The organism is Pseudomonas alliivorans, from assembly GCF_017826695.1.
Lineage (GTDB): Bacteria > Pseudomonadota > Gammaproteobacteria > Pseudomonadales > Pseudomonadaceae > Aquipseudomonas > Aquipseudomonas alliivorans.
Genome location: NZ_JAFFZW010000002.1, coordinates 235,298 through 247,878 on the forward strand (window position 1 = coordinate 235,298; position 12,581 = coordinate 247,878).

Below are 12,581 nucleotides of genomic sequence, written 5' to 3' on the forward strand. Positions count from 1 at the left end.
GCTTGCAGCTCATCTGTGCTTATTGTTCAGCCTCCAAAGAAGCCCTCACCTGTAATGGTTGATTTATTCATGCAATCGTCTGGCCCCCGTAAATCCCGTCGCTGGTTGATCAGTTTGTTGGTCCTGTTGATTATTGTCGGCCTGTGCTGGAGGTTCTGGCCCGGCTCTGCCTCAACGACCGGCACTGATGCGGCCGGCAAAGCCACGCATACCAGCAAATCAAGCGGTATGGTCAGGCCCGGTTTCGGCGGCTCGGCTGCGGCGGTTCCCGTGCGTGTCGCGCCAGTGACGCAGGGCGATTTTCCAATCTATTACAAGGCGCTGGGCACTGTTACTGCAACCAATACCATTAACGTACGCAGCAGGGTGGCGGGCGAACTGATCAAGCTCAACTTTCAGGAAGGCCAGATGGTAAAGGCGGGCGATCTATTGGCGGAGATCGATCCACGCAGCTACCAGGTCGCACTTCAGCAGGCCGAGGGCACGCTGGCAACCAATCAGGCACTGCTTAAAAATGCTCAGCTTGACGTTCAGCGCTACCGCGGACTTTATGCCGAGGACAGCATCGCCAAGCAGACGCTGGACACCGCCGAATCGCTGGTCAATCAATACCAGGGCACCATCAAGACCAATCAGGCAGCAGTGGCCGAAGCGAAACTCAACCTGGATTTTACCCGTATCCGTGCGCCGATTGCCGGTCGGGTAGGGCTCAAGCAGCTGGACGTCGGCAATCTGGTGGCTGCCAACGACACCACCGCGCTGGTTGTCATCACCCAGACCCAGCCGATTTCAGTCAATTTCACCTTGCCCGAGAAAGACCTGTCCAGTGTGATTGCCCGCTATCGCACGGGCGATAAACTGCCCGTGGAAGCCTGGGATCGCGGCGACGTGAAAATGCAGGCCACAGGTGTACTCGCCAGCCTCGACAACCAGATTGACGTGGCAACAGGCACACTCAAGTTCAAGGCCCGCTTCGATAACCGCGACGAAACCTTGTTCCCCAACCAGTTCGTCAACGTGCGACTGCGCGCGGACACGCTGACTCAGGCCATCCTTGTGCCGACTGCCGCGGTGCAGTTCGGCACCAACGGTACGTTCGTGTACGTCATGGACGGTGACAGGAAGGTGAAGATCACTCTGCTCAAGACCGGCCCGAGCAATGAAACATCCACGGTCATTACCGAAGGTCTGGCAGCAGGTGCGCGCGTGGTGCTTGAGGGCACTGACCGTCTGCGAGACGGCGCCGAGGTCGAAGTGGTCAATGACAGCAAGGACGTGCCCGCAGGGCCGGGCCAGAAACTGCAGGGCAAGCCCGACAGCGGTACCGACAAATCGGCTTCGCTCCCGAAGGCGGATAAACCAAGCGTATGAACATGTCCCGCCTGTTCATCCTGCGCCCGGTCGCCACCACGCTCAGCATGCTCGCGATTGTGCTTGCCGGTTTGATCGCCTATGGCCTGCTGCCGGTGTCGGCGCTGCCTCAGGTGGATTACCCGACCATTCGCGTGATGACGCTGTATCCGGGCGCCAGTCCGCAAGTCATGACCAGCGCCGTGACGGCACCACTGGAACGTCAGTTCGGACAAATGCCGGGACTCACCCAGATGGCCTCCACCAGCTCGGGCGGAGCTTCGGTCATCACGCTGCGCTTCAGTCTGGAAATCAACATGGACGTGGCCGAGCAGGAGGTGCAGGCCGCCATCAACGGTGCCACCAACCTGCTGCCCAATGACTTGCCCGCACCACCGGTCTACAACAAGGTCAACCCGGCGGATACGCCGGTACTGACCCTGGCGATTACCTCGAAAACCATGCTGCTGCCCAAGCTCAACGATCTGGTCGACACGCGCATGGCGCAGAAGATCTCGCAAATCAGCGGCGTCGGCATGGTCAGTATTGCCGGTGGTCAACGGCAGGCAGTAAGAATCAAGGTCAACCCCGAAGCGCTGGCTGCCAACAGCCTGAACCTGGCGGATGTACGCACGCTGATCAGTGCGTCCAACGTCAACCAGCCCAAGGGCAACTTCGATGGACCGACCCGTGTCTCGATGCTGGATGCCAACGACCAGCTCAAGTCGCCCGAGGAATACGCCAACCTGATTCTGGCCTACAAGGACGGCGCGCCACTGCGCCTCAAGGACGTGGCGCAGATCGTCGACGGTGCCGAAAACGAACGGCTGGCGGCTTGGGCCAATCGCAATCAGGCCGTTCTGCTCAATATCCAGCGTCAGCCGGGCGCCAACGTTATCGACGTGGTCGACCGGATCAAGACCATGCTGCCGGGTATCACCGATAACCTGCCAGCCGGGCTCGACGTGACCGTACTGACCGACCGGACCCAGACCATCCGCGCCTCGGTCACCGACGTCCAGCACGAATTGCTGATTGCCATCGTACTGGTGGTGCTGGTCACGTTCCTGTTCCTGCGTCGCTTGAGCGCGACAATCGTTCCCTCGATTGCCGTACCGTTGTCGCTCATCGGCACTTTCGGCGTCATGTATCTCGCCGGTTTTTCCATCAACAACCTGACCCTGATGGCGCTGACCATTGCCACAGGTTTTGTGGTGGACGATGCCATCGTCATGCTGGAGAACATCTCCCGTCACATCGAAGAGGGCGAAACGCCGATGCAGGCTGCCCTGAAAGGGGCAAAGCAGATCGGCTTCACCCTGATTTCCCTGACCCTGTCGCTGATCGCGGTATTGATTCCGCTGTTGTTCATGGCCGATGTGGTAGGGCGCCTGTTCCGCGAGTTCGCCATCACACTGGCGGTCGCGATCCTGATTTCCCTCGTGGTCTCGCTGACCCTGACGCCAATGATGTGCGCGCGTCTGCTCAAACGCGAACCCAAGGAAGAAGAGCAGGGCCGTTTCTACCGCGCCAGCGGCGCGTGGATCGACTGGCTCGTCAACGTCTACGGTGGCGGTTTGCGTTGGGTGCTCAAGCATCAACCGCTGACCCTGCTGGTGGCCATTGGCACATTGGGGCTGACGGTCCTGCTCTACGTGATCGTGCCCAAAGGCTTCTTCCCGGTGCAGGACACTGGCGTCATCCAGGGCATTTCGGAAGCCCCGCAATCGGTGTCGTTCAAGGCCATGAGCGAGCGGCAGCAGGCGCTCGCCGATATTATCCTCAGGGATCCGTCGGTGGTCAGCCTGTCGTCCTACATCGGCGTGGACGGTGACAACGCGACGCTCAACAGCGGCCGGTTCCTGATCAACCTCAAGCCCCATGGCGAACGCGACCTGACCGCTGCCGAAATCATTCAGCGCATACAGCCGGAAGTCGACAAGCTGTCGGACATTCGTCTGTTCATGCAGCCGGTGCAGGACCTGACCATCGAAGATCGTGTCAGCCGGACCCAGTATCAGTTCAGCATGTCTTCTCCCGACGCAGAGCTGCTCAGTGAGTGGAGCGGCAAGCTGGTGGATGCGCTGGCCCAGCGCCCCGAGCTGACGGATGTGGCCAGCGATCTGCAGGACAAGGGCCTTCAGGTGTATCTGGTGATCGACCGGGATGCGGCCAGCCGGGTCGGTGTCAGCGTCGCCAATATCACGGACGCGCTGTATGACGCGTTCGGTCAGCGGCAGATTTCAACGATATACACACAGGCCAGCCAGTACCGCGTCGTGCTGCAATCGGCGTCTGCCAGCGAGCTGGGGCCTGAAGCGCTGGAACAGATTCATGTGAAAACCACTGATGGTGCTCAGGTAAAACTGTCGAGTCTGGCGCGGGTCGAGCAGCGTCAGGCGCAGTTGGCAATTGCCCACATCGGGCAGTTCCCGGCGGTGATGATGTCGTTCAATCTGGCGCCGAATATCGCGCTGGGCAACGCGGTCGAGGTCATCGAGCAGGTGCAGAAGGATATCGGCATGCCGATCGGCGTGCAGACCCAGTTCCAGGGCGCGGCGCAGGCGTTCCAGGCGTCCTTGTCCAGTACGCTGCTGTTGATCCTCGCAGCGGTAGTGACCATGTACATTGTGCTGGGCGTACTGTACGAGAGCTACATTCACCCGATCACCATTCTCTCGACGCTGCCTTCCGCTGCGGTCGGCGCTTTGCTGGCGCTGCTCATCAGCGGTAACGACCTGGGGATGATCGCCATCATCGGCATCATTCTGCTGATCGGCATCGTGAAGAAGAATGCCATCATGATGATCGACTTCGCGCTCGATGCAGAACGTAATCGTGGCGTCGATCCCGAGACGGCCATTTATGAGGCGGCCTTGCTGCGTTTCCGGCCCATCCTGATGACCACCCTGGCAGCGCTGTTCGGCGCCATTCCCTTGATGCTGGCCACCGGTTCCGGTGCAGAGCTGCGTCAACCGCTGGGTCTGGTGATGGTCGGCGGTCTGCTGCTGAGCCAGGTTCTGACCCTGTTCACCACGCCAGTGATCTACCTGTATTTCGACCGACTGGGTCGCCGCTGGAGCCGCAAACCTGGTGCCCCGGCCCGTATGGAGCAGGCTGACGCATGAACCTGTCAGCGCCCTTCATCCGTCGACCGGTTGCCACCGTTCTTCTGAGTCTGGCAATCATGCTGCTGGGCGCCGTCAGCTTTCGGATGCTGCCGGTGGCGCCGTTGCCGAACATGGATTTTCCGGTCATCGTCGTGTCGGCCAGCTTGCCGGGTGCCAGTCCGGAAATCATGGCGTCGAGCGTTGCCACGCCACTTGAGCGGTCGTTGGGCACCATCGCCGGGGTCAACACCATGACCAGCAACTCGAGCCAGGGCACGACGCGGGTGATTCTGCAGTTCGATCTGGATCGCGATATCAATGGCGCCGCCCGTGAAGTTCAGGCTGCCATCAATGCATCGCGCAACCTGCTGCCCAGTGGCATGCGCAGCATGCCGACCTACAAGAAGGTCAACCCGTCCCAGGCACCGATCATGGTGCTGTCGCTGACATCTACCGTGCTGGAAAAAGGCCAACTGTACGATCTGGCGTCCACGATCCTGTCGCAGAGCCTGTCTCAGGTCACCGGCGTGGGTGAAGTGCAGATCGGCGGCAGTTCGCTGCCTGCGGTGCGTATCGAACTGGAACCACAGTTGCTGTCTCAGTACGGCGTCTCGCTGGACGACGTACGTAATGCGATCACGGGCAGTAACGTCAGGCGACCCAAGGGGTCGGTGGAAAACGATCAGCACAACTGGCAGGTTCAGGCCAACGATCAACTGGAGACGGCCAAGGATTACGCGCCGCTGATCATTCGCTATCAGGATGGCGCAACGTTGCGACTCAAGGATGTCGCCAAGGTGAGCGATGCGGTCGAGAACCGCTACAACAGCGGTTTTTTCAATGACAACCGGGCTGTGTTGCTCGTCATCAACCGTCAGGCCGGGGCCAACATCATCGAGACCGTGGCGCAGATCAAGGCCCAGCTTCCTGCCTTGCAGGCTGTGCTGCCTGCCAGCGTGAGGCTTGATGTCGCCATGGACCGCTCCCCGGTGATCACTGCGACCCTGCATGAAGCGGAAATGACCCTGCTGATCGCCGTGGTGCTGGTGGTGCTGGTGGTGTTCCTGTTTCTGGGCAGTTTCCGCGCTTCCTTGATCCCAACCCTGGCGGTGCCGGTCTCGCTGGTGGGCACCTTCGCCATCATGTACCTGTGTGGGTTCTCCCTGAACAATCTGTCACTGATGGCACTGATTCTGGCCACCGGGCTGGTAGTGGACGATGCCATCGTGGTGCTGGAAAACATCTCGAGGCACATCCATAACGGCCTTGACCCCATGAAAGCGGCTTTTCTGGGGGCCAAGGAAGTCGGCTTTACACTGCTGTCGATGAACGTTTCGCTGGTGGCCGTGTTCGTTTCGATTCTGTTCATGGGCGGTCTGGTCGAAAGCCTGTTCCGCGAGTTCTCCATCACGCTGTCGGTGGCGATCGTGGTCTCGCTGGTCGTTTCCCTCACGTTGACGCCCATGCTCTGCGCCCGTTGGCTGAAACCGCGTGAGGCCGAGCGGGAAAACGCATTTCAGCGCTGGAGCGAACGGGTCAATGACCGGATGGTCGCCGGTTACGATCGTTCGCTTGGCTGGGTCCTTCGTCACCCGCGTCTTACACTGGCCAGCCTGCTGATCACCATCGTGGTCAACGTCGCGCTCTACGTTGTGGTGCCCAAGACGTTCCTGCCGCAGCAGGACACCGGGCAGCTGATGGGCTTCGTTCGTGGAGACGACGGACTTTCATTCAAGGTCATGCAGCCGAAGATGGAAATCTTCAGGCGCGCCGTGCTGGCAGACCCGGCGGTACAGAGCGTCGCTGGCTTCATCGGTGGCAGCGGCGGCACCAACAACGCTTTCATGATCGTGCGCCTCAAGCCCATCGGCGAGCGCAAGCTGTCGGCGGAGAAGGTGGTCGAACGGCTGCGCAAGGATTTGCCGCATGTGCCAGGCGGTCGCCTGTTCCTTGCCCCGGATCAGGATCTGCAACTGGGTGGCGGGCGTGAACAGACCAGTTCGCAGTATCAGTACATCGTGCAGAGCGGGGACCTGGAAGTCCTTCGTGAGTGGTATCCAAAGATCGTCGCCGCCCTCAAATCGCTGCCGCAACTCACGGCCATCGACGCGCGGGAGGGACGAGGCGCGCAGCAGGTCACGCTGATCGTCAATCGCGACACCGCCAAGCGGCTGGGTATCGACATGAACATGGTTACGGCGGTGCTTAACAATGCGTACAGCCAGCGTCAGGTATCCACGATCTATGACAGCCTGAACCAGTATCAGGTGGTGATGGAGGTCAATCCGAAGTATGCGCAGGACCCGGTAACGCTCGAACAGGTACAGGTGATCACTGCCGACGGGCAGCGCGTGCCATTGTCGAGCATTGCGCACTATGAACGCAGCCTGGAGAGTGACCGCGTTTCTCACGACGGTCAGTTTGCGTCAGAGAACATCTCGTTCGATCTGGCCGAAGGCGTCAGTCTCGATCAGGCCACCGTAGCCATCGAGCGTGCCGTTGCTGCGATCGGTTTGCCCTCTGAGATCATTTCGAAGATGGCCGGGACTGCGAACGCATTTGCGGCGACCCAGAAAAGTCAGCCCTGGATGATTCTAGGTGCCTTGCTGGCGGTGTATCTGGTGCTGGGCATTCTTTATGAAAGCTACATTCATCCGCTGACGATCCTGTCCACGTTGCCGTCGGCGGGTGTGGGCGCACTGTTGAGCATCTATGTGCTGCGCAGTGAATTCAGCCTGATTTCGTTGCTGGGCCTGTTTCTGTTGATCGGCGTGGTCAAGAAGAACGCGATCATGATGATCGATCTGGCGTTGCATCTGGAGCGCGATCAGGGCATGACGCCTCAGGAATCCATCCGCAGCGCGTGTCTGCAGCGTTTGCGACCGATTCTGATGACGACCATGGCCGCCATTCTGGGCGCGCTTCCCCTGTTGCTGAGTACTGCAGAAGGCGCTGAAATGCGTCGGCCGCTGGGCCTCACCATCATCGGCGGCCTGGTGTTCAGTCAGGTGCTGACGCTTTATACCACCCCGGTGGTTTACCTTTATCTCGACCGCTTGCGCCATCGCTTCAGCCGGTGGCGGGGCCGTCGTACCGATGCCGCTCTGGAAACCCCGTTATGACTGATCGCCTCGCCTTCAAACCCAATCACCGATGGCTGGTCAGGCCGCTTGGCATGGGGCTCTGCGTCTTGCTGCTGAGTGCCTGTGCGGTGGGCCCGGATTATCACAAGCCGGACATGGCCACACCAGCCAGCTTCAAGGCTGCCGAAGGCTGGAAGCAGGCGACGCCACGCGATGACGCAATGGCCAGAGGCGCCTGGTGGGAGGTTTACGACGATAAAGCGCTCAACGCATTGGTGGAGCGACTCAACGCCTCCAACCAGACCGTGGCTCAGTATGAAGCTCAGTACCGTCAGGCTCAGGCGTTGATCCGCAACTCACGGGCAGCGTTCTTCCCGACCCTTGATCTCTCCGTCGGCAAGACTCGCTCCAGTCAGGGAACCGGCAGCAGTACCTCGGGAAGCAGCAACCTCAACTCCGGTATCCGCGAAACCCACAGCGCCCAACTGGGTGTCAGCTGGGAGGCGGATGTCTGGGGCAAGCTGCGCCGAGGCCTTGAAGCCGACACGGCCAACGCACAGGCTAGCTTCGCGGATCTGGCGGCAATGCGCCTGAGCCTGCAGTCGGAACTGGTGCAGAACTACCTCCAATTGCGTGTGATCGACGAACAGAAGCGCCTGCTGGAAGCCACGGTCGATGCCTATCAGCGTTCTTTGACGCTGACCCAGAACCAGTACCGTGCCGGTATTTCGGGACGTGATGCCGTGGCTCAGGCACAGACTCAGCTGAAAAGCACTCAGGCCGACCTGATCGATCTGGTGTGGCAGCGGGCGCAGTTTGAAAACGCGATTGCCGTACTGATGGGCATGGCGCCGGCGGACTTCAATCTGCAGGCGACGACCTCCATCCCCAAACTGCCGCAGATTCCGGTCGGGTTGCCGTCGCAGTTGCTTGAACGCAGACCCGACATCGCCGCTGCCGAGCGCTCGGTGATGGGCGCCAACGCCAATATCGGGGTGGCGAAGGCGGCTTATTATCCAGACTTCACCCTGAGCATGAGCGGCGGCTACAACAGCAGCACATTCGCCAACTGGATCAGTCTGCCAAACCGTTTCTGGTCAGTCGGTCCGCAGTTGGCCATGACCCTGTTCGACGGCGGACGACGCTCTGCTGAAGTGGACCGCACCGAAGCCGTCTACGACCAGACCGTCGCGCAATACCGGCAGACCGTGCTCAACGGTTTTCAGGAGGTGGAAAATTACCTCATTCAACTCAAGGTGTATGAAGAAGAAGCCGAGGTCCGTCAGGAAGCGCTCGTGGCTGCCCGCGACTCCCTGCGCCTGACCAGCAATCAGTACAAGGCCGGTCTGATCGGCTATCTGGATGTGGTTAACGTACAGGCCACGGCACTGAGCAATGAGCGGACCGTGCTGAACGTGCTGCAAAGTCGCCTGATTGCCAGTGTGCAACTGATTGCCGCACTGGGCGGCGGGTGGGATGGACAAACCTCGCCGGTGGTTGAGCGTTGATATCGTGGAGGCTTCTGTGTGGCAGAACCGTTGACCGGTATGGCGTGAGAAAACTGAAACACGGCGATGGCATCGGATTCCAAACACTGGCAGGATCAGTGCTCGCCGCAGGCACATGCCGGGCCGGTGCCCACGGTCCGTATCGAGATACACAAGAGACCCATCCATGGAAAAAGTTCTCATCATCACGGGGGGCTCCCGGGGGATCGGCGCAGCCACTGCCAACCTCGCTGCTTCCCAGGGCTATCGCATCTGCATCAACTACCTGTCTGACCATGTCGCTGCCGAACGGACCTGCGCCCAGGTCAGGGCTCAGGGCGCTCAAGCCATTACGGTACAGGCTGATGTCAGCAACGAAGACGAGATCATCCGGCTGTTTGCCCGTGTGGATGCCGAGCTGGGACGTGTGACGCATCTGGTCAATAACGCAGGGACGCTGGCTCAGGCGTGCCGGGTTGAAGAGATGTCGGAATTCCGGATGCTCAAAATGATGATGAGCAACGTGGTCGGCCCCATGCTGTGCAGCAAGCATGCGTTGCTGCGCATGTCGCCGCACCACGGCGGGCAGGGCGGAAGTATCGTCAATGTGTCGTCGGCAGCCGCCAGACTGGGATCGGCAGGGGAATATGTCGATTACGCGGCATCCAAGGGGGCGCTGGACACGTTCACTCTCGGTCTTTCCAGGGAAGTTGCTCCAGACGGCATACGCGTCAATGCCGTCAGACCTGGCTTTATCTTTACGGACTTCCATGCACTCAGTGGTGACCCGTTCCGGGTCAGCAAGCTCGAAGGCGCTTTGCCTATGGGGCGCGGCGGCACGGCCGAAGAAGTGGCCGAGGCGATTCTATGGCTACTGTCCGACAAGGCCTCCTACGCCGCGGGCACGTTCATTGATCTGGCGGGCGGTCGCTGACTCGCACGCTGTCACATCGTCGAGCGGGCTGACCCGTCCAGAGGCAATCCTGTCAGGAAAACGGGTCAGAAGATCCTTGAATCGCTCGCAAATAGCCGGTCAGAGGATAACCGGCGGTTCCTGAACCGGTGGATCATCAGCAGGCGGATCAATGACCGGAGGCACCGTCGTCGGCGGCTCCTGTTCAGGCGGTGGTACTTCTGTAGGCGGTACCGGGACGGGGGGTTCATCGATGTTCGGGTCGATCGGTTCTGGTGGAGTGGGAATATTCATGGCTTCAGCCTCCTTGTTGGCCTGTTGACTTTCGTTCGACTGCCACGCTTTACCGATGATTCAATCCAATCGCAGCTCCGCCGTGGCCTGTGGGCAGATCGCCTGTCGAGGTTCAGTTGTTTATCGCTGCGCGATGCGCTGAGGCGTTGTCGACCTGCGCTCAAAACCTTTGAACTTTAGTCACGCATCCCGCTCGGAACCTAAGCAGCCGAATCGGGCGAGTTGTCAGCGCAGGGGGGATTTGTGCTGCCGTATCGTTAATTTTTCAATTGCATGGAATGCACAGGAGCGTCCCTGGGGCGTGAAGGAGTGATGCTCGATGAATGAACAGCCATACGGTCCGGATTCCCTGACCTCAGAAGTGCCGCACCCAAGTCGTCCTTTGTCATTGACCCAAGCCCTGCAGTTGCCCCGCATCGTGATTGAAGACACGTTGCCGGTGATCGATGGCGGGCTGTTTGCGGCCAAAGGAATCGTCGGCCAGCCGGTGACCGTCACCAGCAAGGTCTACGCAGACGGTCACGACAAGATGGCCGTCAATATTGTCTGGCGCGCTGCGGACGAAGAACACTGGCACAGTGCACCGATGCGCGAACTGGGTAATGACAGCTGGACCGGCGAATTCACGCCGACGTCCGTGGCCCGCTATATCTTTCGCCTTGAAGCCTGGATCGACCAGTTCGGCAGCTACCGCTACGAGCTGGAGAAGAAGTTTGGTGCCGGCGTGCCCATCGAGCTGGAGCTGGAGGAAGGTCGCATTCACCTCGTCCACGCAGCAGAGCGCAGTCAGGATGAGCAGCGTCATGCCATCGAGAGCGTGTTGCAGCGACTGGGCGAGTCGAACAGTGACGAGAAGGTCGCCCTGTTGCTTCACAGCGAAACCGCGGCGCTGATGAAACAGGCTGACAATCGTGCATTTCTGAGCCGTAGTGCAGAGTTCCCGCTCGACATCGAGCGTGAGCTGGCGCAGTTCGCCAGCTGGTACGAACTGTTCCCGCGCTCGATCACTGACGACAAGGCCCGTCATGGCACGTTCAACGACGTGCATTCGCGCCTGCCGATGATTCGTGACATGGGCTTTGACGTTCTTTATTTCCCACCGATTCATCCGATTGGCCGAGCACACCGCAAGGGCCCGAACAACTCCCTGACCGCGGGTCCCGATGATCCGGGCAGCCCTTACGCCATCGGCAGTGAGGACGGCGGTCACGAGGCGATCCACCCGCAGCTTGGCAGCCGTGAAGACTTTCGTCGTCTGGTGGCCGCTGCAGCGGATCACGGGCTGGAAATCGCTCTGGACTTCGCCATTCAGTGCTCTCAGGATCACCCGTGGCTCAAGCAGCATCCTGGCTGGTTCTCGTGGCGCCCCGACGGCACCATCCGTTACGCGGAAAACCCGCCGAAGAAATATCAGGACATCGTCAACGTCGACTTTTACGCACCGGATGCGATTCCCGGCCTGTGGCTGGAATTGCGCGACATCGTGCTGGGTTGGGTCGAGGAGGGCGTGAAGATCTTCCGCGTCGACAATCCACACACCAAGCCATTGCCGTTCTGGCAATGGATGATCGGTGAAGTGCGCAATCAGCATCCTGACGTGATGTTCCTGGCGGAAGCCTTCACCAAGCCCGCAATGATGGCTCGCCTTGGCAAGGTAGGGTATTCGCAGAGCTATACCTATTTCACCTGGCGCAACACCAAGGCCGAGCTGTCCGAGTACTTCACGCAGTTGAACGAGGTGCCGTGGCGCGATTGCTACCGGCCGAACTTTTTCGTCAACACGCCGGACATCAATCCGCGATTCCTGCACGAGTCCGGGCGGCCGGGGTTTCTGATCCGCGCGGCACTGGCAACCATGGGTTCGGGATTGTGGGGCATGTATTCGGGGTTCGAGCTGTGCGAAGCGGCGCCTATTCCTGGCAAGGAAGAATACCTGGACTCCGAGAAGTACGAGATTCGGGTCCGCGACTTTACGGCGCCGGGCAACATTATCGCCGAAATTGCCCAACTCAACCGCATCCGCCGCCAGAACCCAGCGTTGCAGACTCATCTGGGTCTGAAGCTGTTGAACGCTTGGAACGACAACATTCTGTATTTCGGCAAACGTTCTGCGGATGGCAGCAACTTTGTGCTGGTCGCGGTCAACCTCGACCCTCATAACGTTCAGGAAGCGAACTTCGAATTGCCGCTTTGGGAAATGGGCTTGCCAGACGATGCAGTGACGTCCGGTGAGGATTTGATGACCGGGCACCGTTGGAACTGGTACGGCAAGGTGCAGTGGATGCGCATTGACCCGTCGTATCAACCTTTCGGTATCTGGCGTATCCAGGTCGCACAGTAAAAC

7 protein-coding genes are annotated in these 12,581 nt (G+C 59.9%); 6 read left to right on the forward strand and 1 reads right to left on the reverse strand.

The window, feature by feature from the left end; all coding sequences use genetic code 11:
- The first annotated feature begins 54 nt into the window (after positions 1-54).
- The 5 genes from JTJ32_RS05780 (at position 55) to JTJ32_RS05800 (ending at position 9,964) form a co-directional block, all read left to right on the forward strand.
- The gene (locus tag JTJ32_RS05780; protein ID WP_099230470.1) at positions 55-1,371 is read left to right on the forward strand and encodes an MdtA/MuxA family multidrug efflux RND transporter periplasmic adaptor subunit; all 1,317 of its coding nucleotides are present in this window, start codon (positions 55-57) and stop codon (positions 1,369-1,371) included.
- Positions 1,368-4,478 (forward strand): MdtB/MuxB family multidrug efflux RND transporter permease subunit, encoded by a 3,111-nt coding sequence (locus JTJ32_RS05785; protein WP_210041369.1) that lies wholly within the window; start codon positions 1,368-1,370, stop codon positions 4,476-4,478. Before JTJ32_RS05780 ends, JTJ32_RS05785 begins: the two co-directional genes overlap by 4 nt.
- Positions 4,475-7,582: a multidrug efflux RND transporter permease subunit gene (locus JTJ32_RS05790; protein WP_210041371.1), complete on the forward strand. Its 3,108-nt coding sequence runs from the start codon at positions 4,475-4,477 to the stop codon at positions 7,580-7,582. The genes JTJ32_RS05785 and JTJ32_RS05790 overlap by 4 nt, the downstream gene beginning before the upstream one ends.
- Positions 7,579-9,051: an efflux transporter outer membrane subunit gene (locus JTJ32_RS05795; protein WP_099230476.1), complete on the forward strand. Its 1,473-nt coding sequence runs from the start codon at positions 7,579-7,581 to the stop codon at positions 9,049-9,051. Before JTJ32_RS05790 ends, JTJ32_RS05795 begins: the two co-directional genes overlap by 4 nt.
- Before the next feature lie 166 nt (positions 9,052-9,217).
- Positions 9,218-9,964: an SDR family oxidoreductase gene (locus tag JTJ32_RS05800; protein ID WP_210041373.1), complete on the forward strand. Its 747-nt coding sequence runs from the start codon at positions 9,218-9,220 to the stop codon at positions 9,962-9,964.
- A gap of 99 nt (positions 9,965-10,063) precedes the next feature.
- On the opposite strand, the gene JTJ32_RS05805 is transcribed toward JTJ32_RS05800, so the two are convergent.
- The gene (locus tag JTJ32_RS05805; protein WP_180274435.1) at positions 10,064-10,237 is read right to left on the reverse strand and encodes a hypothetical protein; all 174 of its coding nucleotides are present in this window, start codon (positions 10,235-10,237) and stop codon (positions 10,064-10,066) included.
- 319 nt (positions 10,238-10,556) lie between these two features.
- Between JTJ32_RS05805 and JTJ32_RS05810 the strand changes: the two genes are divergently transcribed.
- Positions 10,557-12,578 carry an alpha-1,4-glucan--maltose-1-phosphate maltosyltransferase gene (locus JTJ32_RS05810; RefSeq protein ID WP_184322813.1) on the forward strand — a complete coding sequence of 674 codons (2,022 nt, stop codon included), beginning with the start codon at positions 10,557-10,559 and terminating at the stop codon, positions 12,576-12,578.
- Positions 12,579-12,581: the final 3 nt, after the last annotated feature.

What these genes read in the sequence shown, in the direction of transcription:
- JTJ32_RS05780 (WP_099230470.1), top strand. Translation starts at nt 55, where the DNA reads ATGGTTGATTTATTCATGCAATCGTCTGGCCCCCGTAAATCCCGTCGC.
- JTJ32_RS05785 (WP_210041369.1), top strand. Translation starts at nt 1,368, where the DNA reads ATGAACATGTCCCGCCTGTTCATCCTGCGCCCGGTCGCCACCACGCTC.
- JTJ32_RS05790 (WP_210041371.1), top strand. Translation starts at nt 4,475, where the DNA reads ATGAACCTGTCAGCGCCCTTCATCCGTCGACCGGTTGCCACCGTTCTT.
- JTJ32_RS05795 (WP_099230476.1), top strand. Translation starts at nt 7,579, where the DNA reads ATGACTGATCGCCTCGCCTTCAAACCCAATCACCGATGGCTGGTCAGG.
- JTJ32_RS05800 (WP_210041373.1), top strand. Translation starts at nt 9,218, where the DNA reads ATGGAAAAAGTTCTCATCATCACGGGGGGCTCCCGGGGGATCGGCGCA.
- JTJ32_RS05805 (WP_180274435.1), bottom strand. Translation starts at nt 10,237, where the DNA reads ATGAATATTCCCACTCCACCAGAACCGATCGACCCGAACATCGATGAA.
- JTJ32_RS05810 (WP_184322813.1), top strand. Translation starts at nt 10,557, where the DNA reads ATGAATGAACAGCCATACGGTCCGGATTCCCTGACCTCAGAAGTGCCG.